Below are 24,514 nucleotides of genomic sequence, written 5' to 3'. Positions count from 1 at the left end.
AGCGCCGGACAGCGCGTTACCCGAAAAGACGCGGAAAGACTGTTTGACGGCGGCATGGCCCGTTGAAGAGATGTTGCTACCGGGCGAGGCGCCATGTGCCATCGCGGCACGAATGCAGACCGTCCTGCCGCGATGCGTCGACACCTCACGATTCGACCAATCTGCCACGCCGTACGCGCATGCCGCGTCCCGCCAATTGCGGTGCCAATGTGCGCAATTGCCCCAGCACATCACCGGCATGCGCATGACAGATCGCCACGCCCAAGGCGTCGGCCGCATCGGTTCCCGGCAGACCGGAGAGACTCAACAGCCGTGCGACCATTTCCTGCACCTGGTCCTTTTTCGCGCGGCCACTGCCCACCACCGCCTGCTTTAACTGCAAGGCGGTGTATTCCGCCACCGGTAGATTTGCGGTAACGAGGCCGCATATGGCGGCGCCGCGGGCCTGGCCAAGCAGCAACGTCGATTGCGGATTCACATTGACGAAGACTTTCTCGATGGCGGCGCAGTCCGGCTTGAACTGCACCGCCAGTTCGCGCACGCCTTCGAAGATGATCTTCAGGCGCGAGGGGAGATCGCCTTCGCCGCTGCGTATCACGCCGCTGCTGATATAACTGAGCACATGCGCACGCTGTTCGATCACACCGAAGCCGGTCACCCGCAAGCCCGGGTCGATACCGAGAATGCGAGTAGGCACCGCGGCTTGCGCGGTACCGGGGGTGACCAGCGGCGCGGGGGCCATCAATGACGGAAGTGGCGAATGCCGGTCATCACCATCGCGATGTTCTGCTCGTCCGCGGCGTCGATGACTTCGCTGTCGCGCATCGAGCCACCTGGATGAATGACACACGTCGCACCGGCCTTGACGACCACGTCCAGACCATCGCGGAACGGGAAGAACGCATCCGACGCCACGGCGGAACCTTGCAGCGTCAATCCCGCGTTCTGCGCCTTGATCTCGGCGATGCGTGCCGAATCGATCCGGCTCATCTGGCCGGCGCCAACGCCCAGGGTCTGGCCGTTCGCGCAGAACACGATGGCATTCGACTTGACGAATTTTGCCACGCGCCACGCGAACAGCATGTCGTCCATTTCCTTCGGCGTCGGTTGGCGGCGGGTGACCACGCGCAGTTCTTGCGGCAACACGTTGCGGCTGTCCGCCGATTGCACGAGCAAACCGCCACCTACGCGTTTCAGATCCTGTACGTTATGCGCAGCGACGTTCCTTGCCGGCAAGGCGATTTCCAGCACGCGCACGTTTTGTTTCGCGGCCAGCAACGCCTTGGCGGCGGTACTGAACGCAGGCGCGATCAGCACTTCGACAAACTGCTTGCTGACGGCCGCGGCAGCCGCTTCGTCCACTTCCTCGTTGAAGGCGATGATGCCGCCGAATGCTGACGTCGGGTCCGTCGAGAGTGCTTTCTGGTATGCCGCTTCCGGGGATGCCGCGACGGCCACGCCACAGGGATTGGCGTGCTTGACGATCACGCAGGCCGGAACATCGAAGCTCTTCACGCATTCCCATGCCGCGTCGGCATCGGCGATATTGTTGAACGACAATTCCTTGCCCTGCAGCTGCTTGTACGCCGCCAGCGCGCCGGCCGGCGTGACGAGGTCGCGGTAGAACGCGGCACCCTGGTGCGGATTTTCGCCGTAGCGCAGGTCCTGCACTTTCTCGAAAGACAGGTTCAACGTTGCGGGGTAATCATTGCGGTTGCCGTGCTGGCGGTCGTCCTTCAGGCTCGTCAGATAATTCGTGATCGCGCCGTCATACTGCGCCGTGTGCGCGAAGACCTTGGTAGCCAGGCGGAAGTTTGTCGGATAGCCCACGGTGTTCCGGTTGACGCGCATCTCGTCGAGCACCACGGCGTAATCGGCCGGATCGACGATCACGGTTACATCCCGGTGATTCTTTGCCGCCGAACGCAGCATCGTCGGCCCGCCGATGTCGATATTCTCGATGGCCTCTTCCAGTGTTGCATCCGACTTCTCGATGGTCTCGCGGAACGGGTACAGGTTCACCACGAGCAGGTCGATCGTCGGGATCGCGTGTTGCTCCAGCGCGGCTACGTGGTCGGGCAGGTCGCGGCGCGCGAGAATGCCGCCGTGGATCTTCGGGTGCAGCGTTTTCACGCGGCCGTCGAGCATTTCCGGAAAGCCGGTGTAGTCGGCGACCTCGGTACAGGCGATGCCTTCGGCGGCGAGCAGTTTGGCGGTGCCGCCGGTCGACAGGATCGTCACGCCCAGATCGGCGAGTGAACGGGCAAAGTCGACGACGCCCGACTTGTCGGATACGGAAATGAGCGCTTGCTTGATCATGTCAAAAGAACGGCAAAGGAAAACGAAAGCGGTGGAAAGGATGTCACTGCATGAGGCGGTGGCTGCGTGGCGCGGGGTGTTGCACCACATCGCTCGCACCGCATTTTTCACGACGATCCGGGTGCTCACGGCGTGCGGGGAAGCGGTGCGGTGCGACGTGGCCGATACGCCGCTTATCGATGGCGTACCGGCCCCGCGCCTGGAATCACTTGATTAAACCGTGATCCTTCAATTTCTTGCGTAACGTATTGCGATTGATGCCCAGGTATTCCGCGGCCAGCGACTGGTTGCCACTGGCACGTTCCAGCACCACCTCAAGCATCGGTTTTTCGACGCAGGAAAGGATCATGTCGTAGATCTCGTTCGGGTTCGATCCGTCGAGGTCCCGGAAGTACTCGTCCAGGCTCTCGCGAACGCACCGCTCGATATTATGTCGGCTCATGCGGCAAGGGGTTGCGAATTGTCCGTATGGCCCGTCTCGTCGTAGACGAGGCGGTCCGACAACAACTTCTGTTCTTCGAAAAACGCGTTGACCGCAGCCAATTGTTCGCGCGTGGTATCCAGCGTGTTCATGTGGTGGCGGAACCCGTTCGCGCCTTTCAGCGCCTTCGTGTACCAGCCGATATGCTTGCGCGCGGTGCGCACGCCGGTGAATTCTCCATAGAACGCATAATGATCTTCCAGATGCCGGTTCATCACGGCCTGGATATCGTCGACACGTGGCGGTGGCAAGATTTCGCCGGTTTCCAGATAGTGCGCGATCTCACGGAAAATCCACGGCCGACCTTGCGCCGCGCGACCGATCATCACCGCATCGGCGCCCGTCAGACGCAGCACGTCAGCGGCCTTCCGGGGCGAATCGATGTCGCCATTGGCCACCACCGGAATGTTGATCGCCGCCTTGACCGCGGCAATCGTCTCGTATTCGGCATCACCGCGATACAAATCCGCGCGGGTACGGCCATGGATCGTCAGCATCGCGATGCCTGCCGATTCTGCAATCCGCGCGATACGCAAGGCATTCCGGTTCTCGGGATTCCAGCCGGTGCGAATCTTCAGTGTCACCGGCACGGCATCCGGGCCGATGCCCACGGCCCCGACCACTGCCTCGACGATCCGGGCAACCAGCGCCTCGTTCTGCAATAATGCCGAACCGGCCGCCACGTTGCATACCTTCTTTGCCGGGCAGCCCATATTGATATCGATGATCTGCGCGCCGTTCGCGACATTGTGCCGCGCGGCGTCGGCCAGCATCTGCGGGTCCGCGCCCGCGATCTGCACCGATATGGGCTCGACCTCGCCGTGATGATTCGCCCGCCGCAACGTCTTCTCGCTTTTCCACAACAGCGCGTTGGAGGCGACCATCTCCGATACCGCATAGCCGGCGCCCAGGTGTTTGCACAACTGGCGGAACGGACGGTCCGTCACGCCCGCCATGGGTGCGACAAACAATGCGTTACGCAGCGTGTGCGATCCGAGTCGAGGTCCGGTAGGAAACATGCGAGCGGGCCGATGGACGGCGAAACAGGGCAAATAGGGAGTCAAAAAACTGGGCGGAACGAGGCAAACAGGCGACACATGCCGTGTCCGCGCGCCGGGTCCGCCTGCGCACCGCATCGGCATGCCGATTCAATGACAGCGATGCAACCGCGTCCGTCCCGGTCACGTCGCTGCCGAAAGCACAAACGCGTATTGTATCGCAAGCGCCGTAGGCAACGGTAAGAAGCTGTGCACAAACGACGCGCTCGTGCTGCAGTGCAGCGTTCCAGGCGTGGCCTGATCAATCTGGCTCATGCACGCCGCACGCCGCAGTCAAGTGCGTTGGCCGAACATCATTTGCCGAGCAAGCCATCCTTTCACGCCAGGCAGGCAATCGAGCGCGGCAAGGGCCACGCCCCGCAGATGGGCGAGCGGCGGAAAGGGATGGGTAAATCCCCGCGCCAAGGCATCGGTCAGCCCGATCGTCAAGCGCCGATCCCACGAACGGCTGGTCGCGAACGCTTTCAGAGCCGCCGGTGTCGTGCCATGTCGGCCGATGGCGAGGGCCAGCGCTTCGGCGTCGCGGACCCCCAGGTTCAAGCCTTGGCCGGCCACCGGGTGAAGCGTTTGCGCGGCATTGCCGATTGTGGCGATGCGACCTTCCGCGAGCGCGCCACTGGCACGCAGGTGCAGGTCGAACGTGGCGCGTCCGCTGATGCGCGTGAAACGCCCGAGGCGGTCGCCGAAGGCTTGGTGCAGATCGGCGAGGAAGGCATCGTCGTCGAGTGCGATACGTGCCGCTGCGCGCTCCGGTGATTGACACCAGACCAATGCGTAATCGGCGGGTGCCGCGGCACCATCGCCCGGCATGCCGGGCGTGGCGCTTGCAGCAGGTGGACACTGCACGCCCGATTCGGCCAGCGGGAGTAACGCCAGAGGGCCCTCGTCCGTGAATCGTTCCCAGGCAACGCGAGGGAGCGGGGCATCGGTCCGCACCGCGCCGACGATGGCTGTCTGCGTGTAATTGCGCACCCGATCCTGTGCCGTGTTCGCTCGATTTGCGCCCGGACGTGTTCCTTCCGCATGAATCACCAGGCGCGCGCGTAACCGTGAAGGTAGGGCCACCCCGGCGCGCGCGGTGTCTATCGGCGTGCTCGCGGGCGAGGGCGCGCGCATCGGTTTGGCATTCTCCCTCGGTCCGGGGGCGGTGCTTGCCAGCGTGAGCAGGACGCCATCGGCATCCTCGGCGATCGCCGTTGCCGTGCATTGTTCGAGCAACGTCAATGCCGTTCTCGTCGTGCGGCCCGGCCGTTCGGCGAGCCGCAGAACGCCCGCGCGCAGCGCGCCGGCAATCGCGCCGTAGCGTACGACATAGCCGAGCGCCGGCAGGTGGTGCGTCTCGTGTCGAATCAGCGCACGGCCCAGATAGCCGCGCTGCGAGACGTGGATAGTCTCAATCGGCGTCGCCTGTTCGGGCCAGCCGATGGGCGCGAGCAACGTACGGCTGCCATGTGACAACGCCAGCACGCGCGGGTCGCTATCCGCGGCGGCACTGTTTCGGGCATCGATCAAGGTAATGGACAGACCAGCGGTGGCGCTGTGGCGCGCCAGTGCACCGGCCAAGGCCAGTCCGACCGGACCGGCACCGATGATGGCGATGTCGACCGACACGCCGTCGGCATCGGGCGCGGCGGCGGCAGGGCCAGGGGCGGCGTCGGGGGGCAACGAATTCATGCTGCTGGATAGGTGGGGTTCCGGACAACGCGCGCCGATCAAGCGGCGCGCATCAACGCCTCGATCTCGTCGGCGGCCACGGGCACGTCCCGGGTGAGCAGTGCGCAGCCGGCGTCGGTCACCACGACATTGTCCTCGATGCGGATGCCAATGTCCCAGTATTCGGAGGGCACGTCATCGGCACGCCGTACATACAATCCGGGTTCGATCGTCGATACCATGCCTGGCGTCAGCAAGGTGGACCGCGGTGCCTGCGCCACGTTGTCCGCGTCCGGGCCGGGACGCCCGTTGGCATCGACCGTGGCGGCAGTCGGCGCTTCAACATAGTCGCCGCAATCATGGACGTCCAGGCCAAGCCAGTGCCCGGTGCTATGCATGTAAAAGCGCGAATAGGCTCGGTCCGCAATCACATCCTCGACGCTACCGTGGTCGTTTGCCCGAAGCAGGCCTGTATCCAGCATCCCTTGCACCAGCACGCGCAGGGCCGCCTGGTGTGCGTCATCGAACCGGGCGCCGGGCCGGGTGGCCGTGATGGCCGCGTCATTCGCCGCGAGCACGATGTCGTACAGCGTGCGTTGCGGCCCGGTGAAGCGGCCATTGGCGGGAAACGTCCGCGTGATGTCCGACGCATACCCATCCAGTTCGCACGCCGCGTCGATCAGCACCAGATCGCCGTCTCGCAACACGTAGTCCCCGGCCGGGTAATGCAGTGTGCACGCGTTGGCGCCCCCGGCGACGATCGACGTATAGGCCGGGGCCTGGGCACCGCTGCGCCGGAAGTGATACAACAGCTCCGCCTCGAGCACGTATTCCGGCATGCCGACTCGCGCGGTCTGCATCGCACGGATATGCGCCTGTGCCGAAATGCGACCCGCCGTTCGCATCCGGTCGATCTCGTGCGGGTCCTTGATCTGGCGCATTGGCTCGACGATGCGTGCCAGATCGAGAATGCTGCCGGGCGTGACGACGCGTCGGCGGCCTCGCGCTTCCCGAAGCCAGCGCGCGATGTCGGCTTCCAGCGCACCGTGGGTAAGCAACGGATAGGCCAGTACCGCGGCCCCTGTCAGGCAATCCGGCAGTTGCCCATCACGCGCGCTGTTGGGCAGCGCGAGATCAAATCCGAAGGCTTCCTGCGCGGCTAGCGGGCCATAATGAAATCCTTCCCAGGTTTCCCGCAATGGATCTTTTTCCCGGCAGAACAACGTCGACACCGGCTGGCTGGCGGTGCCACGGCCGCGGCTGTCGATGACGAGCAGCGCGTCCGGTTCGGCAAAACCGGTCAGGTAAAAGAAGCTGCTGTCCTGGCGATAGGGAAATTCACTGTCGCGGCTGCGCACGGGAACCGGCGCCGAGGCGATGATGGCAATGCCGCCGCCGGCCGCCCGCAGCGCGTCGGCAATCTTCGCGCGGCGCGCGGCAAACACGTCGGGCGCGAATGCGCGCTGCGGGGCCAGTATCCACTCGCCGTCCGCATGCGCGGTACGGGTGGAGAGAGCGGCGGAGGGGGAGAGTGGATTCGTCATCCCGCGATTCTAGCGCCAATGACGCGACGCGTCCCATGCCATCCGTCCGATGAGTGATCACCCTGCAGCACACGCGTCGCGTGTCAGCGACTGTCGCCCGCGGCCGACAGTCGCGCATCCAGTTCAGCCAGTTGCGCGGGGGTGCCGACATTGCACCAGTGCCCGTCGAAGCGCTCGCCCGTGACCTGGCCGGCTGCAATGGCCGCATGCATCATCGGACCAAGCGCGGCGGCCGGAATCGGCCGTTGTGCCGCCAGCGCCGTAAACATCCGGGTATCGTAGACGCCGATATTGCCGAATGTCAGTCGCACGCCGTCCGTGGCGCTCAGTCGACCATCGACGCGCAGGCCGAAGTCGCCCGCCGGATGAAAATCCGGATTGGGTACCATGACGAGGTGCATGCCCGGCGCGTCGTGCGGGACGATGGTATCGGTGCTTGTTGGTAAGTCCGCGCTAACTGTGCGCGGTTCGATCCGTACCGTATGCAGGCGGGCAAAATCGAAGTCAGAGTAGACGTCACCGCTGACCGCGACGAAGCGTTTACCTTCGGATGCGGGTGTCGCACCCAGCAACAACGGTAACGCGTTGGCGATACCCCCGGCGGTTTCCAGCGCATGATCGGATTCCGCCGAGTAATGCAGCGCGACGCCGAAGCGCGACCCGTCGCCCAATGCCGTTTCGATCATCCCGCCAAGCCAGGCATGATTGATCACGATCCGATGAAACCCGGCGCGCGCCAGCGCCTCGATCTGCCAGACGATCAACGGCTTGCCGCCTGCCGACAGCAATGGCTTAGGCATTCGGTCCGACAGCGGGCGCATTCGTTCACCGCGCCCTGCGGCAAAGATCATTGCGGTATTCATCGCCCCGACCGCCGGGGCTCCCATGGTCGGCATCAGAAGGTATAGCCCACTTGCTGGTTCCGATTCTCGTATTTGTCGAGCAGTCGCGCCAGCGGTCGTAATTCGCGGTAACGGTGCGCCACGCGGCTGGCGTACGCGAAGAAACGCGGCGTGTCGGCTAGGTAGCGCGGCTTGCCATCGCGATACTGCAGTCGTGCGAACAGGCCGAGAATCTTGAGGTGTCGTTGCAGTCCAATCCATTCGACATCGCGATAGAACAAGGCGAAATCGCTGTTGACCGGCAAGCCGGCAGCCTTGGCCTCGCCCCAGTACCAGGCAACGCAATCGATTTCGAATGCTTCGTCCCAGCTTAGGAATGCATCCCGCAGGAGGGCCGCCACGTCATAGCCGATCGGACCATGCACCGCATCCTGAAAATCGATCACGGCCGGTGCCGGGTCGCTCAGCATCAGGTTGCGCGGCATGAAATCGCGATGCACGAAGACTTGCGGCTGCTGCCGTGCAGCCTCCACGAGCAAGCGGCAGGTGTCGGCGTACATTGCCTTGTCGGTGTCGTCGAACGGGCGGCCCAGATGGCGGTCCGCATACCATTCGGGAAACAGATCCAGTTCGCGGCGCAACAGTGCTTCATCGTAAGGAGGCAGTATGTCCGGACGGGACGCCTTCTGCCAGCGGATCAGCGTGCGTAGCGCATCGCGCATCAACGGCTTGGCGCGGTCTTCATTCGTGCCGTCGAGGACATCGATATAAGCGGTGCTGCCCAAATCGGATAACAGCATGAAGCCAGCATCGACGTCGGCCGCATAGATTGCAGGCACATGAATGCCGGCCGCCTTCAACAGTTGCTGAACATCGCGGAACTCCCGGGATTTCTCTGGCGGCGGCGCGTCCATCACGATGGCGGTGTCGCCACGGGCGGTCCGAATGCGGAAGTAGCGTCTAAATCCGGCGTCGGACGAGGCAAGTTGTAATGTGCGGAAATCAAGCGGCAGCAATGAAGCCAGGTCATCGGCTTGCGGTGCCAATGCATCGGTTGGCGCGCCGGCTGACAGTCCCGAGAGCCACGCGATCAATCGCTGATGACGGGCATCGGCTGATTCGGCGGGCGTCGGCGGTCCGGCCGCGGCTACGGAGATACAAAGGGTAGGATCGGACGTCGCGGCGGACGGCGTGCCGGGAGGCGTGTTATTTACGGCACGGGAAGAGGGTAGCGGCATAATCCCAATCAATTTGGCGATGGGATTCCCATGCGCCCGGTCAGTTTGCAGACTTTGGCATATATAATACCCGACGAATTCTGAGACCCCGTGCAAGGTAAGACCATGCACGGGGACCGCCCGATGTTGCTGCTGTCGCGCGCGCGGAGACGTGGTTACGCGGATGCGCGAACGCGCGAATGCATGATTGCACCGGCGCCTGGCAGGTTAAAGGGATACGCCTGAGTTCTCGCGCGGATGGTTTCGGGGGAGACCCCTGTTCGAGCGCTGTGTAGCGCCGCTGTCCGTTGTAAGCCGCGCCTTGTTGGCGCGATCCGATCCAGTCAGCCCTTGCTTATAGCTCGCTTTTAGCCCGATTCATGCCGCCTAGACCGCCAAACCGTTTGCTTTCCCCTCGTTCTCGCGCCCAGGCGCCGCAGCGCGTTACCCGGATCGCCGCCGCCTTGCTGACGGCCGGCCTGACCGCGCCGTTGCCCGGCTTCGCGCAATTGACGGGCGATGCCGCGCAACCGATCCCGTTGGACCGGGACTGGGGCTTCTCGCTCGCGCCGCAGATCATCGAGCGCCAGGTGCCGCAGGGCGTCACCCCCGGTACCTTTTCCTCGGGGGACAATGCCAGCGCGGACGGCAGCCAGACGACGCTGACGGGTAACGCCGAATTACGGCGTTACGGATCGATCATTCGCGCTGACAAACTCCATTACGACGTCGACACCGATACCGCCGACGCGTATGGCAGCGTCCGGATCAACGATCACGGCAATCTGTTCGTCGGCCCGCGGGCGCAGATGCAGTTGGAGGCGCGGGTGGGCTACATGCTGAGCCCGACTTATCACTTCAATGCCACGGGTGGAGGGGGGCGTGCGGATCGTGTCGACATGATCGACGATGAGCGTACGCGCTTCACCCACGCGACTTATACCGCATGCAATTGTGAGCGGCCGGCGTGGTACATCAAGTCCAGCCGCTTCGATGTCGACCAGGGTGAGAATGTCGGATACGCGCAAAACGGTATGGTCTTCTTCCAGGGCGTGCCGATTTTCTACAGCCCCTGGTTGACGTTCCCCCTGTCGAACGAACGCAAATCGGGCCTGCTGCCGCCGACGTTCTCGCTGAACTCGACGAGTGGTTTCGATACGACGATTCCGTATTATTTCAATCTCGCACCGAATCGTGACCTGACGTTACGGCCACGGATCATGCAGCAACGCGGCGCGTTCCTCGGCGCTGACTTCCGTTACCTGGGCACGGCCTATCGGGGCACGCTGACCGCCGAGTACATGCCGTGGGACCAGAAGGCGAAGCTGAGCAACCGCTACGCGCTTTACTGGCAGCATAACCAGGACCTCGGCAACGGTTTCGGCGCCTATGTGAATTACAACCGGGTATCGGACAAGACCTATACGTCCGATCTCGCGAGCAGTGAGAACATTGTCTACAACGGTGCGCAGTTGCTGTTCCAGCAGGAAGCCGGGGTGACCTATAACCACGGCCCCTGGTCCGTGCTGACCCGCGTCCAGCGTTGGCAGGTCCTGCAAAACGATGTCGTGCCGCCGTATTCGCGTGAACCGGAAGTGCAGGTTAATTACGCCAAGTACGACGTGGGCGGTTTCGACTACGGGGCCATGGCGGATTTCACGCGGTTTCAATCGTCTAACTCGACGATGCCGGAAGGCAACCGCGCGGTACTCGATCCTTACATCAGCTATCCGATTATCCGGTCGGGGTGGTTCTTCATTCCGAAGGCGCAGTACCATCTGGCGTCGTATGACATGACGCGGATTCCGTCGCAGATCAACAGCATGGAGCCGAGTACGATCGCGCGTACCTCCAACGTGGCGATTCCCACGCTGAGCGTGGACTCGGGATTGAAGTACGAAAGGTCGATCTCGCTTTTCGGTACAGACTACATCCAGACCCTGGAGCCGCGCCTCTACTACACGTACACCCCGTATCGCGATCAATCGCAGATTCCGGTATTCGATACGGCACCGTCGGACTTCGGCCTGGCCGAAATCTTCACGACGAACACGTTTGTCGGTGAGGACCGGATCGCGGATGGCAGCCGGATGACCGCGGCATTGTCCACGCGTTTCATCAATGCCGGCAGTGGTGACGAGCGGGCGCGGTTCCTGGTGGCGCAGCAGTACTATTTCCGCAGCCAGGTCACGACGATGCCGAACCAGTCGGTCAGCAATGCCGCCCGTTCGGATCTGATACTCGGCGCGTCGTTCAAGCTGTCGAGTACATTTGCCACGCAGAATGCGTTGCAATACAACACTGACAATGGCAAGGTGGACCGCTTGAACACCGGTTTTGCCTGGTCGCCGCAGGACCGTAAGGTGATCAACCTGGCGTATCGCTATACGCGGCCGGACCCGACCGACACTGCCAGTACTTATCTGACCACCGGGGTCAAGCAGATCATCGCCTCGGCACAATGGCCGATCACACGCAATGTGTATGCGGTGGGGCGCATCAACTATGCATTCGATTCAAAACGCTTGGTGGACGGCTTGCTCGGCATGCAGTACGACGCGCCGTGTTGGGTGCTCGGCGTGGCGTTCCAGAAGTACGCAAGCGGGATCAACAGCAGTGGCGAGCCAGCGTCGGGTACGCGCTTCCTGGTCCAGTTGACCTTGAAAGGCCTTGCAAACGTTGATAACGGGCTGGTGACCGCGTTCCGTAATAGCGTGCCGGGCTATGTCTCGCCGCCGCCGCCGGAGCCCCCCGTGTCGCGATTCTCCGACTACGACTGACAAGCGTGATACTCTCGCGATTTGATTTTTTCGCCGAATGCGGTAACCCCAAGGAGTCGACGTTCGTGATGGTGAAGACTATACGGCTAGCGTGGCTGGCCAGTGCAACGATGATGGCTGGCGTGCTCGGCGTGACCATGCCGGTTCACGCGCAGGCGTTGAAGGGCGCGACGTCGCAGACCGTACGTCCCACGGGGCCCGGTGTCGAGGTGGATCGCATTGTAGCGATCGTGAACAACGGTGTGATCACGGAGCGGCAACTCGACCGGCGTATGCAGATGGTGAAGAACCGCATGCAAAGCCAGGCGGGTGTGCAAGTGCCGCCGGACAATGATTTGCGTCAGCAAGTGTTACAGCAGATGATCATGTCCGAGATCCAGATGCAGCAGGCGGAGCAGGATGGCATCCAGATCACCGACGCCCAGGTGGACCAGACGCTGGAGCGCCTTGCGCAGGCCAATGGTCTGCCGCTGCCGGAATTCCGGGCGCGGGTGGAAGCGCAGGGTGTGCCTTGGGATACGTTCCGTAGCGATGCCCGCGACGAAATGACGTTGAACGAGCTGCGTCGCCGCGAGGTGGACAGCAAGATTACCGTGTCCGATGGTGAAGTGGCGAACTACATCGCGAGCCAGCGCGGTGTAACGACGACACCGCCTGACTTGCACCTCGCGCACTTGTTGGTGCCGGTGCCGGCGAACGCAACCGATGCGCAGGTACAGGCGGCGCAGCAGAAGGCGGCCGGTTTGATCAAGGACGCGCGTAGCGGTGACAATTTCGCGCGCCTGGCGCGGTCGAATTCCGCGGCAAACGATGCGAAGCAGGGCGGCGACCTGGGTTTCAAGCCGCAAGCCGATCTGCCCCCGGCCTATGTCGAGGCGGTATCCCGTCTGGCGCCGGGTCAGGTTGCCCCGGAGCCGATTCGCACGGCGGATGGCTTTGAAGTGGTGCGACTGGAGGCGCGGCGTCCGGCAGCCCATGCGCAGGACAAGATTACGCAGACGCACGTGGCGCATATCCTGATCCGCGTGGAGGATGGCGGGAACGAAGGGGCGGCATTGCAGAAGCTGCAAAGCGTGCGGCAAGCGATCGAATCCGGCAAGGGTAGCTTCGCCGACTTTGCCAAGACCACGTCGCAGGATGGTTCCGCCGGCAACGGCGGCGATCTGGGCTGGGTAAATCCGGGTCAGACGGTGCCGGAGTTCGAGCGCGTGATGAACACGTTGCAGCCTGGGCAGATCAGTAATCCGGTGCGTTCGCGCTACGGCTATCACTTGATCGAGGTACTGGGTCGCCGCGAGATCTCGGCATCGCCGGCGGAACAGGAAGATGCGGCGCGTCAAGCGGTGGGCTCGCGGAAATCCGAGCAGGCGTATGGTGACTGGCTGCGGCAGTTGTATGATTCGGCGTACGTGAAGGTCATGCTGAACGGGCAGGACAACTGATCCGAGCGTTGCGCACCACCGGGTTGCACATGGCGGGGCGGCGCAGGCGCGACATTTGAGCAGGGTCTGGGAACCAGGGGGCGATATCGGCATGAAGCCGGGGATCGCCCCCTGGTTCTTTTGGTTTTTTCAGAGAAGCACAGGTACCGAGAGGATGGAGCGCAGCGATGGACGCGATAGGCGCTGACGAACCAGCAGGGCGTGGCCAACCGCTGACGCTGGCAATTACGACGGGCGAACCGGCGGGCATCGGCCCCGAACTGACGCTGGCGGCGCTTGCATATGGTGAGCGGACGCGCCGTTGGGGGGACACCCGTTTCGTCGTCCTTGGCGATGCCGCCATGTTACGCGACCGTGCCCGTGCGGCGGGGCTGGATGTGGCAAGAGGGTACGGCCGTGACGCCGATGGCGGGACGGCGGGTGCGGAGGTGGAGGTGGAGGTGGACAGAGCGGATGCCGGGCTCGGGCGGTCGGCGATGGGCGCGCGTGGCGCGACGGCCGCGCCCGAAAGGTGTTGCTTTACCGTCGACGGCCCTTCCGTGGATGCGCCCGTGACGCCCGGTGTGCTTGATCCGCGCAATGGCCCTTATGTATTGCGCTTGCTGGATCTGGCGATCGATGGTGCCTTGTCGGGAGCCTATGATGGCATCGTCACCGCACCGTTGCAGAAGAGCACGATCAACGATGCCGGCGTACCGTTTACCGGTCATACCGAATACCTGGCGGAGCGCACCGGCACCGAACGTGTGGTCATGATGCTGGCGGGGCCCGTGTCGTCGTCGATGCATGCGGCGGTATTGTCCACGGCCACCGTTTCCCCGGCAACGGCGCGGCTTGCCGCCTCGTATATGTTCCGCGTTGCGTTAGCGACTACCCACTTGCCGTTGTCGCAGGTGCCGCAGGCGCTCGACATGGAGATGCTGGTGCGCACGCTCGAGATCATCGATGCGGATCTTCGCCGCGACTTCGCGATCCCGCATCCCCGTATCCTGGTGACGGGATTGAATCCGCACGCGGGAGAAAGCGGCTATCTGGGACGTGAAGAGATCGACGTGATCGCTCCCGCGTTGGCACGCGCACGGCAGTCAGGTATCGATGCCCGCGGGCCTTATCCCGCGGATACGTTATTCCAGCCGCGCCATCTCGCGGACGCCGATTGCGTGCTGGCGATGTATCACGATCAAGGGTTGCCGGTGTTGAAGTACGCGACATTCGGTGAGGGTATCAATGTCACGTTAGGATTGCCGATCGTGCGCGTCTCGGTGGACCATGGTACCGCGCTTGATCTGGCCGGCAGCGGGCGCGGCGACCCGGGCAGCATGCTGGCGGCCATCGACACCGCAGTGCAGATGGCGCGCAACCGGCATGTACACGCCGGCAAGGAAAAAAGCGTGCCGCGTGGCATGTCTTTCGACGATGTCTCCGGAGAGCACCGGCCCGACGTTTCAAAGTAGAGTTAATCATGAGTGGATCACATCGTGGCCCGGTGCAAGGGCACTTCGCGCGTAAGCGCTTCGGGCAGAACTTTCTCGTTGACCAGGGTGTCATCGACGGCATCGTCCGGTGCATCGCGCCACGCGCGGGCGAAACGATCGTTGAGATCGGGCCGGGTCTTGGCGCATTGACCACGCCGTTGCTGGAAACGCTGGAGGCCGGCAAACGTAACGGTGACGGTGCCCTGACCTATGAGCCGTTGCATGTGGTGGAGTTGGATCGCGATCTGATCAAGCGGCTGCATGCGACATTCGGCCAGCGCTTGATCGTGCATGAGGGCGATGCCCTGAATGTCGATTTCACTGCGGTTACCGGCACCGGCGGTGAGGGTGACGATACGTCGTCCTCACCGTTGCTGCGCGTGGTGGGTAACCTGCCCTACAACATCTCCAGCCCCTTGCTCTTTCATCTGATGCGTGTGGCGCACCGGGTCATCGACCAGCACTTCATGCTGCAGGACGAGGTGGTGGAACGGATGATCGCGGAGCCGGGTAGCAAGGCGTATAGCCGACTGAGCGTGATGCTGCAGTATCGCTATTCGATGGAAAAGCTGATGGACGTGCCCCCGGGGTCTTTCGATCCACCGCCGAAAGTCAATTCCGCGATCGTCCGGATGTTGCCGCATCCGGTGGAAGACCTGCCCGACGTCGATCAAGGTGTGTTCGCGGCGGTGGTCACGGCGGCATTTTCGCAGCGGAGAAAGATGCTGCGTAATACGCTGGGCCCTTATCGCGAAGAGATCGATTTCGATGCGCTGGGTTTCGATCTGTCACGTCGCGCCGAGGACGTGCCGGTGCACGAATACGTTACGGTGGCGCAGCATGTGCAGGCATCACGCGCAACCACGGGCGCTGCGTAAACAGCCAGGCTATCGCGCATTGCCTCAGTTGCAATGCCGATGTCGCGCACTTCGCCTGCCGCTTCGACGCAAGCGCGGCGCAGTGCACGTGATCATGCGCGTTCAGTCCTTCGCGCCTTGCGCGCCAACTTTCTTCTGGATCAACTCGATCTTATAGCCGTCCGGATCTTCGACAAAGGCGATGACGGTGGTGCCATGCTTCATCGGACCCGCTTCGCGGACGACCTTGCCACCGCGTGCGCGAACATCGTCGCATGCCTGGGCGGCGTTATCCACTTCCAGCGCGATGTGCCCATAGGCGGTGCCGAGTTCGTATTTTTCGGTGCCCCAGTTATAGGTCAGCTCAATAGCCGATTCCTCGGATTCGTCACGATAGCCGACAAAGGCGAGTGTGAACTTGCCTTCCGGATACTCATGCTGGCGCAGCAGTTTCATGCCAAGCACTTTCGTATAGAAGTCGATGGACCTGGGCAGGTCGCCGACGCGCAGCATTGTGTGCAGGATTCTCATGGTGTTTTCGGGGACCGGTAAGTGAGGTACAAGCACACGATTTTACCAATGCGGGCGACATCGTGCTTTGGGCTGGCGGGCAACGCCTCGCCACGCTGGTGACGTTATCGATTACATACGCTCGTTCTTTCGCAGATCACAGACATGCCCGGACCGCTCAAGGTTGTATTGTCGCTAAGGACCTATCTTGCTACGTGCCAATATGACCTGCGTCACCTCTCGATCGTGTCGGGCGGCGATACGAACGTCATCGGCTCGGATGTGAGTGGCCAGCGTGTGTCGGCTGAAGTTGGCGGTAATTTGAACGTTTATAGACGCTGGTCGCCGCAGCAAAGTGCGGCGAAACGGCGGCGTATGCACCCCAATACCCCAGAACAATGCGTCAGTCATGAGACCATCTACGCGGCGATCTACGCGCATCCGCGAGGCGGCCTCAATCCGGCGGTTCACTCTTCGCTTTTCTCAAGGTCCGGATACGACGTTGTCAGCTTGAAATGTTTCATGACTTCGCGGACGTCGGCGTTTCCGTTTAGATCGCGTTGGTCGTCTGCAGTCCGTAAAACGGTCACGGATCGGGTTGTGACGACCGGCTTATAAAAACGGGCCGGCAGGTCATCCATTGAAACCCTGGTGTCTTCTCTTAATGGCCTATCCTTCTGCCGTATTGACGTCCCAATAGGAAAACTGAATGTGCGCTTTACCGTAACTTGTCGCCCCGGTTTCAATCTGATCGCCGGAGGCGACCGCGGTGCCTCGTTTCGCTTTGCATCGCCGCGATCTTTGGGAAATACCACTGTCAGTGGCAGTATCGAACTGGCTTTTTGAACGGTTGATTCCAACGCTTTCCTTGCGCCTTGCAACATGTCCCGACAGGTTTTCCGACGCGCCAACATGTCGCCGTCCGTCCCCGGGGCGTCAGCGAGCGGTGCTTTCAATCCCGGCTTGCTGTCAGTCTGATGAGCCTCGTAGCGCGCTACACGCGCCGTTTTGTATTGTTCTATTTTTTCTGAACATAGCGCTGTCACGTCGTTCATCTCCTGCGAGATGGTTTCCAACGATGTATGCAGGCAGAAGAGCATGATCGGATAACTGGCATATCTCGAACTCGTGGACGCGGGTGCCGCATTCCCTGCTTCATCGACGCCCGTCCTGATACGCGCCCGGAGGTCGACATCCGGACTGGGGCGCGGAATCACATGAGAATCGGCGCCAATCATCATATCGATCAGCGCGTCGACGGTGGGCTCGGGGAGTCCGATAGTGCGTAAATCAGCGTCGTCGTCCGCTGCGTGATCCGGTGCCAGACCAACCACCGCGTCATCGGCGCCGCCGATCGCATATTTTCTATCGTTCAACGCACCAGGCGTATCGTCGAAATCGAACAATGACAAGGCGGTCGAGACCTCATTGCTCACACGATTCTGATCAGCGCTTTCCAAGGCCGCCATATCGAACAAAGCGTCGACCGATTGGACATTTTTCTTGCTGGATTTAATGTCTCTTACCGTGTCACACAAACGAGAAGGAGCTATGTATCCCATCAGTGCAGGTCAGCTATGCAGCATTCTTCCATAAGAAAACGAGCGTCCATTCTTTTAGATGCTTTTTCGATAAAGGTCAATTTTGAAAAGGTCATTTTCAACAGGGGAAAAGCGATAAGTATTGCTTTGACGACAGGAAAAGACCATGCCCTGAACGGCTATCTCAAGACTCTAAACGCTTAGTGACGAATCGGCTAGGTACCGCTGAGGTTCGAGCGTCGAGATAATAAGGCGTTATAAATGCATAAATACGAAAAAGGGAACCGGTAGATGTTCGCAACAACCACACTCAACTCGGCCAAAAACGTCGAGGTGCCAAGAAGCACGAGTGCATTGTGTCCTGACCATCGACATAACGCTGCTGCCATAGAAGGAGCATCGGTGGGTTTTCGAGCCGTAAATATCGACTTTGGTGGTCGCTGCGACATGTCTACGCCGAACCGGCTATCTGCCATACCTACCCATGTTGAAGACACTGCCGCGGCGCTCAGCGCAGTGGCACGGCACCATGTTTTAGAAGCAGTCAAAGAAGCCTTAAAGCACGGAAAAAGCACCGGTAACAAGGTTCTCGATGGCATGCTAAACGCTCGCGCTGTGGCACCACCCACTCAGATTAATATCGTTTTCCAAGCGAGCAAAGACGCACAACTCCGTGACATCGCAGTGAAAGAAGCGGTGAAAAGGCCCGGCTCTCTATTGCTTTTATCCCACGAGGAGACGCCACATTCAGTGCGCTATGGTTTTGAATGGCGATGGCGGGAACACGCACCCTCTATCGATAAGAGGTCGGCGGTAACGCCGACGGGAAGCATGTATGCCGTGCCGCTCAACGCATGGGCCGAAGCATCACACATCACAGGCCGCCATGTGCGTGTGTTTGTGGTTGCACATGGTGCGCAGAGATCAGAGAAAGACGGATTCATCCGACGCGAGATAAAAGGCTACAACGCGCATGAAATGGCGGCATACTTGGATCGAGAGATTTTTTCACTATTTCGCTTTGACGACGACATCTTCGCGGTCAACTTTATCAGTTGCGCACTGTTAGGCTATGCCGAGCGCCCTGGCGAACCGGAGAGCTATGTAGGGCAATTTTGCCGCGCGCTCCACTCGCGCATACGTACGGCCAGGACTACGTTAGACATCAGCGCGTCTCCCTACAAGCTGACTTACAGGCCTTCGTCTTTCACGAAGTTCAGACAGGTGTCGTCGTTTGATCCGACCGATTTGGCCGCACCGGAGGCACTCCATGGGCTAAAGCTCCCTAATAAAATGCGATGGCAGTGGACGTCAAACACACGGGCCCCTGCGATCGAATGGGATTGGGCAGTCGTCGACGCGAGGGCTCCTGTATTACCCGTGGACGCCACGCATACAATCGACCCGACAGTTTCAACCGTACAAAACGCGACAGTACCGGTCATACCATTACCCCGCACAGATCCACAAAGTCCGCTCCGATCGATGCATTTGGACTACGACGAACGGCATCGGCTGAATCGGGATCACTACCGCTTCGCGGCCTTGAGGCGTCAGTTTTTTGAACCGCTCGCTCACGGTATCGATGACTCGAACGCAACGCTCCTTATCAAATTTTCCCAAGCGATGCGCTCACCACACATTGCCGGTACCGCGTTGTTCGCGCTTTATGAGTTGGCAGTAGAGTCCGACGCGGGTACCGCGGCGGACCTGCTAGCTAGCATAGTCGCCTCCGCCATCGGACCAACGATTTTCCCAGAGGCAAGTCACACCGACCGGACGCATTATTTGGCCAGCACTGGGCGTCTCGCACGCCATGAATCACGCTGGGTGAGCGGGACTCACTTGAACGGCGCGTATCGTATCCGCTATGTTGCGACGGAAGATCAGCTCATTAATGACGTTGTGTCACTCGCTCGACTAGCTGCCTTGTCTGCCGCCAGCGATTGTACCGTGGTCGGCTTTGAACAATTCGCAGAGCCGCACGAGATAAAGCTTTGGCCTGGTAACGGGGTTGAAGGAATTGCAAGGAACAGGCATATGACGCATTGAATCCTGCAAATTCTGATGAGGTTTGAATGGGGTCGAAGAAGGCTGCGCCGCAGGAAGATTTCTTCCGGCACCCGCTACGCGAACAGATCAACTTGAATCGTCCGCTGATGAAGCTCATTGAGCTGATTGATTGGGAGCGACTGCACGGCGTGATGGGCGCGAGCTTCGTATCTCAGCGCAGCAGGCCAGCAAGTTCCCCACGTTTGATCGCGGGCTTGCTGTATTTGCAGCATGCGTTTGACTTGTTTGATGAGGACGTGGTGTGGCAATGGGTCGAGAATCCGTACTGGGTGCGCCGGGAGACCGGCAAGGTGTAGGTGGTGAGAGTCCACTACGATGAAGGTATAGCGAACCACATCGCCCCCGAGCCGTGCGCGGGCATTCGCGAGGATGTCAGCGAAGCGTCGGTAGGGGAATGTGTAGGCCAGCCAGGGAGCCACGAAATGTTTTATATCCCGGATGCTGACGCGCTCCAGTACGTGGAAAGCAACAGGGGGCGGTGCGACAGCGCGAGTGCCGACCGATCCGGCGTGGTCGTAGAACCTGGCATGCACACAAGCGCCTTGCGCGGGAACCGGGAGATCTCACGTTTGACCTGGATCAGTATCATTGACCAGGCCCGCATCGGGAAGGTGAGGAGCCGAGGCCGATGATGTACGGACGTGAGAAGTCAGACCCCGCCATAGTCGCGACGAAGCCTGCGAACAACGCCGGGAAACTTGCTGCGGAGTGGGTGGAGCCAAGGGCGGTGACCGAAGGAAACGCGAGTCAAACTCACACACGCCGGGCGCAGAACCGGGGAAGTCCACCAGCACGTCATACCCGAGCCGAAGCTCAGTTCTTGTGGGAGATCTTCCCAAGGCACTCCCGTTTGCAGCACATACAAGATGCCATGGAAAGCCGCCCGATCTGAAATCTTTCGGCGGCCGACCTTTGTTCGTAAGTCGCATCACCGTCGGAATCAAAGGCTCAAGCGCCGCCCATACTTCATCGCTTACTTTTCGTCTCGTTGTGAACGACAAGATATGACCCATCAACTCACGCTGATATTAGACTCGCCTGATTAAGGTTAGCCACTCTTATTTATTTTTTATCTTTCTTTTGGAGGAAATTTAGCGCGCGCAAGGATGTCCTTGTAGAACGCATCAATTTTTTTATCCATAACTTTAGTTCTAGCAGATTTACTTCTATAGATTTTCACTATAGCGATTATTTCTTTATTTTGTTTAGATGTAAATTTTACTTCAAGTGGAAGAATAATTTTCTCTTTTCCAAAAGATTTACTAATTTTATTTAAATTATCGTAAGTTAGCCACGTGAGTCCTTCGTTTTCTTTTATTAAGGCTCGAAATTTTTCGATTCCTTGTTCCAGACCGTATCTTTCAGAAACATCATCTTGACTCATTTCAGGATTTTCCAAGCCCGTTGCCGCTGATGTAGTTTTATTTTTGAGTTCATTTATGAACCTGTCAATATCTTCTAACTGAGACAGAGTACCTGCTAAGTCCCACTCACCTCTTATGGTTTTGTCCACATTACTCGGATCGTTTTCTGTCACAGAATTTTCAGAAATAAGTTCCTGCTTTATTTCTTTCAAATTTTTTAGTGCTTTTTCAGCATTCAGTGCATACAGCGTTGATACGTGATAATGCCTTGTTGTCTCTCGATCTTTCTGTTGCTTTCGCTTGATTGCTCGAGAAAAAAAGAGTATCCCATAGGTGTCGTTATTGGTATTCCGAAGAACGCATCTCGCCCTACCCTCGGCAAGAACAGTGTACGGGTTGGTTCTTCCCTGCAAGCTAACATATCCCTTTTGTCTGGATTGCGCCGCGTCTTTAACGGCGGTTACTACCTGCTTGAAGGCTTTGGCATAATAGCGAATGCGGGTATCAAACGTGATATCCGGTTTGGACACATCCGGCATAAATTCCTCCATGTCGGTGAGGTGCCCACTTGCGCCTTCGTTACCAAAAGCAGCGTGTAAGGTGCCATATGCTCTCCAACGACCGTTCTGGTCCAATTCTTTTTCTTCAGCAATTACTGAATAGAAAGAATAATTTGTTATAGGACGATCTAGAAGCGGAGTGACAAATCCGGGCCTCGCTTTTATTTCAAAAAGGACAAGAAATTTCTCATAAACTTCATGCGTTTCTGCTATTCCTTCATTTCTTTCCAATTCTTCCACTATTATTTTGTTAAGTTTTCGCTTATCTTCAAAAGTCATTTTAGTGAGCAATTTCTTCGATTTTTTAATGTCTTTCTCTTTAAGAAGCTCCTCGACATTATTAGATGTGCTTGAAGGGTTTTTGGGATATTTTTCAAGGCTCTTTAGAGCTTGGCTTAATTTTTCAGACATTGCATTTTCGGAAAGCGCGTCTGCGGATATATTGTCTATATCAGAGAACTCTTCGCTATTTCCAATATTTAAGTTTAGATCCAAAGGTGCATTATTAAGCGACGGTCCGCTAAATTTGTTCGATGATGCGTACACAAAATTCTCCTATTCAGGTCAAGCGTTTTGTCATGCCCCTGAAATAAATCATCCGCGAAAAGTAATCTGTCTCTGAAATATTTAATAAATTAAATATAGGCTTATCGAAATAAAAAATCGATAGACCCAATGGCAGAGGGAATAATCATAAAATCGAAATATGTACATCAAAATATCGACAGAGCATCGATATCAAAAATATTAAGCTATTGATTTTTATGGATTAAAAAGTACAGAATGATAACTAATCGACGTCATTCGTAAAATAACGTCACATGGTCACATTTTGTGTGCGCGAAAATGTAGACCATGGAACGTACGTGGTCGTACCCTAAACAATTCTCGGAGCCGCGTGGGGCGAAGCGTTTGGGATGCGACCCATGCGGTGACGTGCAGCGCGAGCCACAACCCGCGGAGTGGAAATAGGAAGACGGCGGTGTATTGGGAAATAATTGCATTGATCAACCGGCAACACGGTCGAAGACATTAAGCGGCGGGAGACGATTCTGCGACCGATGTACGCTGCTTATACGCCCATACGATTGTGCCAATACCAATTAAAATCATCGGAAAGGATAACCACTGCTCCATCGACAAACCGAGCGCCAACAAACCAAGAAAGTCATCCGGTTACCGCGTCATTTTAACAAGGAGTCGCGCAATACCGCAGCCAACGATAAACAAACCGGTCACTGCGCCCATCGGCCGCGGCTTGCGCGAGAACAGCCACATCACAATGAACAGCACAAACCCTTCCAACGCCATTTCATACAGCTCGGATGGATGACGCGGCAGCAAGCCGTGGATCGAGTAGACCGACGTCAATCCTTTCGCGATGGCTTCGGCGGGATACGCAATCCGTTTTAGGTGTTTTGACGCGTCCGTTCAGAAGAACCGGTACGCCGCAACGCGGTCAAGGCACTGAACAGGCGTCTACGTCCGCGTCACCGCCACGGACCGCTAACCCAAGACTTCAGCGATCTTTGGCGCTAATTCGTGAGCAAGCAGCGGACATCAGCGCGGGGCAGGAGCCACACGGTCCCGAACCACAAAGTCGTGCGAGCGGCAGTGTCGCTCCTGAACCCTCAAGGCCGAGCCGCGCCGTACCGCCGGCGGCAGCGCACCGTTTTCCTGTCCCCAATTCCGCCTTGCGCGTCAACGAGATCATTACGCAACTCCGGGATGCCAACGTCGACCTGGCCGATGTGCATACCATGTTGTCCAATACGATGAACGGGTATACCGCCCGTTATGACAGGACGGCGGAAAGTGTTCTTGATCGGCATTTCCCAAATTTCGTGATGCTTGGTGTCAGTGATCACGAACCCCTTGCGATTGCACTCCGTGAGGCCCTTGCACAATTTGCGCCTTCCTCCTCACGCGCGGAGCCGCCGTCCGGTGCAATACGTGACATACCGCGGCGTGCCCCTATGTTCTCTCGCGGAACAGGTATGAGTGTGCGCAACACCGCAGGCGGTGCCTCGTCTGGCGATGCACCGCCTGCGGCACGCGCCACAATCCCTCGTGACGCACCACGCGCGCGCGGCGTTGCGCAACAGGGCGCATTGCCGCGAGATACAGGAAGACGTAGAGAAGAGGTACGGCCTAGGCTCGTGATTCCGAGGCGAGGCAATGCGGAAAGCAACGTTCAATTTGCTTGGAGAATTCGTACCCAAAATCCTGCCGCCTCAACGGAGGATATCTTGTCGGCCGTAGTTCCGGAGAGAGGCAATCGCCAAGCGTTAGAGGCAGCGCTGCAACAATATATCCAGAACTACAACAATATCTGCGCGGCATTCGACGAGTTGCGTGTGATCTCGAAAGCCGATGCCGAAGCCATGGGGTTCAAGGATGCAGAGGACTGCCAGGGGGAATCTGATCGGGACCAGGCAACGGCCTGCCTTTTCGGAGAGGACCTGTCCTTGAGTAATCGGAATCAGCAGGTGATCGGGTTGGCACAAGTTGCCTCTAGCACGCCGCAAGCCTATCAGGCCGATGTCAACAAGGACCTCGTGTTCATGGACATGAAAAAGCTTGCGGAATATCTTGTCAGCAAGCCAAAGCATCCAATGAACAATATGCCGCTTACTGTCGATAATATCCGCAATTTTGCTTTCAAGATCGGCTGACATTGTCGGCCAGACTTGCCATCGCCGGATTGTCGCGGACGCATGACGATATCCGGTAATGCATTTACGCACTATTTTCTTGGATAACGTGATCGGGAGACCCAACGTAAATTTCTGGGGCAA

The 24,514-nt window shown here is 59.1% G+C and carries 18 protein-coding genes and 5 pseudogenes; 10 read left to right on the top strand and 13 right to left on the bottom strand.

Annotation, left to right across the window (positions count from 1 at the left end):
• Positions 1–145: 145 nt before the first annotated feature.
• Together ruvC and purH are read right to left on the bottom strand one after the other, a co-directional pair.
• Entirely contained in the window at positions 146–742 is a 597-nt protein-coding gene (gene ruvC, locus WM40_RS00475; RefSeq protein WP_024902632.1) for a crossover junction endodeoxyribonuclease RuvC, read from the bottom strand.
• Positions 742–2,319 (bottom strand): bifunctional phosphoribosylaminoimidazolecarboxamide formyltransferase/IMP cyclohydrolase, encoded by a 1,578-nt coding sequence (gene purH, locus WM40_RS00470; RefSeq protein WP_046151856.1) that lies wholly within the window; start codon positions 2,317–2,319, stop codon positions 742–744. Before purH ends, ruvC begins: the two co-directional genes overlap by 1 nt.
• A 40-nt stretch (positions 2,320–2,359) precedes the next feature.
• Between purH and WM40_RS00465 the strand changes: the two genes are divergently transcribed.
• Positions 2,360–2,536 carry a hypothetical protein gene (locus WM40_RS00465; protein ID WP_157684953.1) on the top strand — a complete coding sequence of 59 codons (177 nt, stop codon included), beginning with the start codon at positions 2,360–2,362 and terminating at the stop codon, positions 2,534–2,536.
• Here the strand turns inward: WM40_RS00465 and WM40_RS00460 are convergent.
• The 6 genes from WM40_RS00460 to WM40_RS00435 all read right to left on the bottom strand — a co-directional run bounded on the left by WM40_RS00460 (position 2,525) and on the right by WM40_RS00435 (position 9,135).
• Complete coding sequence (locus WM40_RS00460) at positions 2,525–2,761, bottom strand: Fis family transcriptional regulator (protein WP_024902635.1); 237 nt, start codon at positions 2,759–2,761, stop codon at positions 2,525–2,527. The two genes, WM40_RS00465 and WM40_RS00460, sit on opposite strands and share 12 nt — an antisense overlap.
• Positions 2,758–3,819: a tRNA dihydrouridine synthase DusB gene (dusB, locus tag WM40_RS00455; protein ID WP_036008554.1), complete on the bottom strand. Its 1,062-nt coding sequence runs from the start codon at positions 3,817–3,819 to the stop codon at positions 2,758–2,760. Before dusB ends, WM40_RS00460 begins: the two co-directional genes overlap by 4 nt.
• A 312-nt stretch (positions 3,820–4,131) precedes the next feature.
• A complete protein-coding gene (locus WM40_RS00450; RefSeq protein WP_082102345.1) occupies positions 4,132–5,532 on the bottom strand; it encodes an FAD-dependent monooxygenase in 1,401 nt (466 codons plus the stop codon).
• Between the two features lie 38 nt (positions 5,533–5,570).
• The gene (locus tag WM40_RS00445; RefSeq protein ID WP_081764827.1) at positions 5,571–7,055 is read right to left on the bottom strand and encodes an aminopeptidase P N-terminal domain-containing protein; all 1,485 of its coding nucleotides are present in this window, start codon (positions 7,053–7,055) and stop codon (positions 5,571–5,573) included.
• An 83-nt stretch (positions 7,056–7,138) separates the two neighbouring features.
• The gene (murU, locus tag WM40_RS00440) at positions 7,139–7,951 is read right to left on the bottom strand and encodes an N-acetylmuramate alpha-1-phosphate uridylyltransferase MurU (protein WP_313905196.1); all 813 of its coding nucleotides are present in this window, start codon (positions 7,949–7,951) and stop codon (positions 7,139–7,141) included.
• Complete coding sequence (locus WM40_RS00435) at positions 7,951–9,135, bottom strand: aminoglycoside phosphotransferase family protein (RefSeq protein ID WP_024902639.1); 1,185 nt, start codon at positions 9,133–9,135, stop codon at positions 7,951–7,953. The genes murU and WM40_RS00435 overlap by 1 nt, the downstream gene beginning before the upstream one ends.
• Before the next feature lie 359 nt (positions 9,136–9,494).
• Between WM40_RS00435 and WM40_RS00430 the strand changes: the two genes are divergently transcribed.
• From WM40_RS00430 to rsmA, 4 genes are all read left to right on the top strand, one after another.
• Positions 9,495–11,894 carry an LPS-assembly protein LptD gene (locus tag WM40_RS00430; protein ID WP_024902640.1) on the top strand — a complete coding sequence of 800 codons (2,400 nt, stop codon included), beginning with the start codon at positions 9,495–9,497 and terminating at the stop codon, positions 11,892–11,894.
• Positions 11,895–11,962: 68 nt separating this feature from the next.
• Positions 11,963–13,336: a peptidylprolyl isomerase gene (locus WM40_RS00425; protein ID WP_024902641.1), complete on the top strand. Its 1,374-nt coding sequence runs from the start codon at positions 11,963–11,965 to the stop codon at positions 13,334–13,336.
• 167 nt (positions 13,337–13,503) lie between these two features.
• Positions 13,504–14,790, top strand: coding sequence for a 4-hydroxythreonine-4-phosphate dehydrogenase PdxA (pdxA, locus tag WM40_RS00420; protein WP_082102344.1), 1,287 nt, complete (start codon positions 13,504–13,506; stop codon positions 14,788–14,790).
• A gap of 8 nt (positions 14,791–14,798) precedes the next feature.
• On the top strand, positions 14,799–15,689 hold the full coding sequence (rsmA, locus tag WM40_RS00415) for a 16S rRNA (adenine(1518)-N(6)/adenine(1519)-N(6))-dimethyltransferase RsmA (RefSeq protein WP_024902643.1): 891 nt from the start codon (positions 14,799–14,801) through the stop codon (positions 15,687–15,689).
• Between the two features lie 102 nt (positions 15,690–15,791).
• On the opposite strand, the gene gloA is transcribed toward rsmA, so the two are convergent.
• Positions 15,792–16,199 carry a lactoylglutathione lyase gene (gloA, locus tag WM40_RS00410; protein WP_024902644.1) on the bottom strand — a complete coding sequence of 136 codons (408 nt, stop codon included), beginning with the start codon at positions 16,197–16,199 and terminating at the stop codon, positions 15,792–15,794.
• Between the two features lie 144 nt (positions 16,200–16,343).
• On the opposite strand from gloA, the pseudogene WM40_RS32390 reads away from it, so the two are divergent.
• A pseudogene (locus tag WM40_RS32390) lies at positions 16,344–16,496 on the top strand (hemagglutinin repeat-containing protein); the annotation flags it as partial.
• A gap of 18 nt (positions 16,497–16,514) precedes the next feature.
• Positions 16,515–16,634 (top strand): annotated as a pseudogene (locus WM40_RS32720) (IS30 family transposase); the annotation flags it as partial.
• Between the two features lie 11 nt (positions 16,635–16,645).
• Here WM40_RS32720 and WM40_RS30995 read toward each other — a convergent pair.
• Positions 16,646–17,614: a hypothetical protein gene (locus tag WM40_RS30995; protein ID WP_236693346.1), complete on the bottom strand. Its 969-nt coding sequence runs from the start codon at positions 17,612–17,614 to the stop codon at positions 16,646–16,648.
• Between the two features lie 396 nt (positions 17,615–18,010).
• Between WM40_RS30995 and WM40_RS00400 the strand changes: the two genes are divergently transcribed.
• Positions 18,011–19,771 carry a hypothetical protein gene (locus tag WM40_RS00400; RefSeq protein WP_157685636.1) on the top strand — a complete coding sequence of 587 codons (1,761 nt, stop codon included), beginning with the start codon at positions 18,011–18,013 and terminating at the stop codon, positions 19,769–19,771.
• A 26-nt stretch (positions 19,772–19,797) separates the two neighbouring features.
• A pseudogene (locus tag WM40_RS00395) lies at positions 19,798–20,061 on the top strand (transposase); the annotation flags it as partial.
• A 518-nt stretch (positions 20,062–20,579) separates the two neighbouring features.
• Here WM40_RS00395 and WM40_RS30990 read toward each other — a convergent pair.
• From WM40_RS30990 to WM40_RS28450, 3 genes and pseudogenes are all read right to left on the bottom strand, one after another.
• Positions 20,580–20,805 (bottom strand): annotated as a pseudogene (locus WM40_RS30990) (transposase); the annotation flags it as partial.
• Positions 20,806–20,861: 56 nt separating this feature from the next.
• Positions 20,862–22,262: a hypothetical protein gene (locus WM40_RS00385; RefSeq protein WP_157685634.1), complete on the bottom strand. Its 1,401-nt coding sequence runs from the start codon at positions 22,260–22,262 to the stop codon at positions 20,862–20,864.
• Positions 22,263–22,748: 486 nt separating this feature from the next.
• Positions 22,749–23,087: pseudogene (locus tag WM40_RS28450) on the bottom strand (prolipoprotein diacylglyceryl transferase); the annotation flags it as partial.
• 878 nt (positions 23,088–23,965) lie between these two features.
• On the opposite strand from WM40_RS28450, the gene WM40_RS30985 reads away from it, so the two are divergent.
• Positions 23,966–24,391, top strand: coding sequence for a hypothetical protein (locus WM40_RS30985; protein WP_236693328.1), 426 nt, complete (start codon positions 23,966–23,968; stop codon positions 24,389–24,391).
• Positions 24,392–24,514: the final 123 nt, after the last annotated feature.

Source organism: Robbsia andropogonis (genome assembly GCF_000970345.1).
GTDB classification, from domain to species: Bacteria; Pseudomonadota; Gammaproteobacteria; order Burkholderiales; family Burkholderiaceae; genus Robbsia; species Robbsia andropogonis.
The sequence above is the reverse complement of the archived record's forward strand: the minus strand, read 5'-3'. Positions and strand labels throughout refer to the sequence as shown.

Coding starts and splice junctions, on each gene's coding strand:
- ruvC (WP_024902632.1), bottom strand. CDS start 742: ATGGCCCCCGCGCCGCTGGTCACCCCCGGTACCGCGCAAGCCGCGGTG.
- purH (WP_046151856.1), bottom strand. CDS start 2,319: ATGATCAAGCAAGCGCTCATTTCCGTATCCGACAAGTCGGGCGTCGTC.
- WM40_RS00465 (WP_157684953.1), top strand. CDS start 2,360: ATGTCACTGCATGAGGCGGTGGCTGCGTGGCGCGGGGTGTTGCACCAC.
- WM40_RS00460 (WP_024902635.1), bottom strand. CDS start 2,761: ATGAGCCGACATAATATCGAGCGGTGCGTTCGCGAGAGCCTGGACGAG.
- dusB (WP_036008554.1), bottom strand. CDS start 3,819: ATGTTTCCTACCGGACCTCGACTCGGATCGCACACGCTGCGTAACGCA.
- WM40_RS00450 (WP_082102345.1), bottom strand. CDS start 5,532: ATGAATTCGTTGCCCCCCGACGCCGCCCCTGGCCCTGCCGCCGCCGCG.
- WM40_RS00445 (WP_081764827.1), bottom strand. CDS start 7,055: ATGACGAATCCACTCTCCCCCTCCGCCGCTCTCTCCACCCGTACCGCG.
- murU (WP_313905196.1), bottom strand. CDS start 7,951: ATGCCGACCATGGGAGCCCCGGCGGTCGGGGCGATGAATACCGCAATG.
- WM40_RS00435 (WP_024902639.1), bottom strand. CDS start 9,135: ATGCCGCTACCCTCTTCCCGTGCCGTAAATAACACGCCTCCCGGCACG.
- WM40_RS00430 (WP_024902640.1), top strand. CDS start 9,495: ATGCCGCCTAGACCGCCAAACCGTTTGCTTTCCCCTCGTTCTCGCGCC.
- WM40_RS00425 (WP_024902641.1), top strand. CDS start 11,963: ATGGTGAAGACTATACGGCTAGCGTGGCTGGCCAGTGCAACGATGATG.
- pdxA (WP_082102344.1), top strand. CDS start 13,504: ATGGACGCGATAGGCGCTGACGAACCAGCAGGGCGTGGCCAACCGCTG.
- rsmA (WP_024902643.1), top strand. CDS start 14,799: ATGAGTGGATCACATCGTGGCCCGGTGCAAGGGCACTTCGCGCGTAAG.
- gloA (WP_024902644.1), bottom strand. CDS start 16,199: ATGAGAATCCTGCACACAATGCTGCGCGTCGGCGACCTGCCCAGGTCC.
- WM40_RS00400 (WP_157685636.1), top strand. CDS start 18,011: ATGTTCGCAACAACCACACTCAACTCGGCCAAAAACGTCGAGGTGCCA.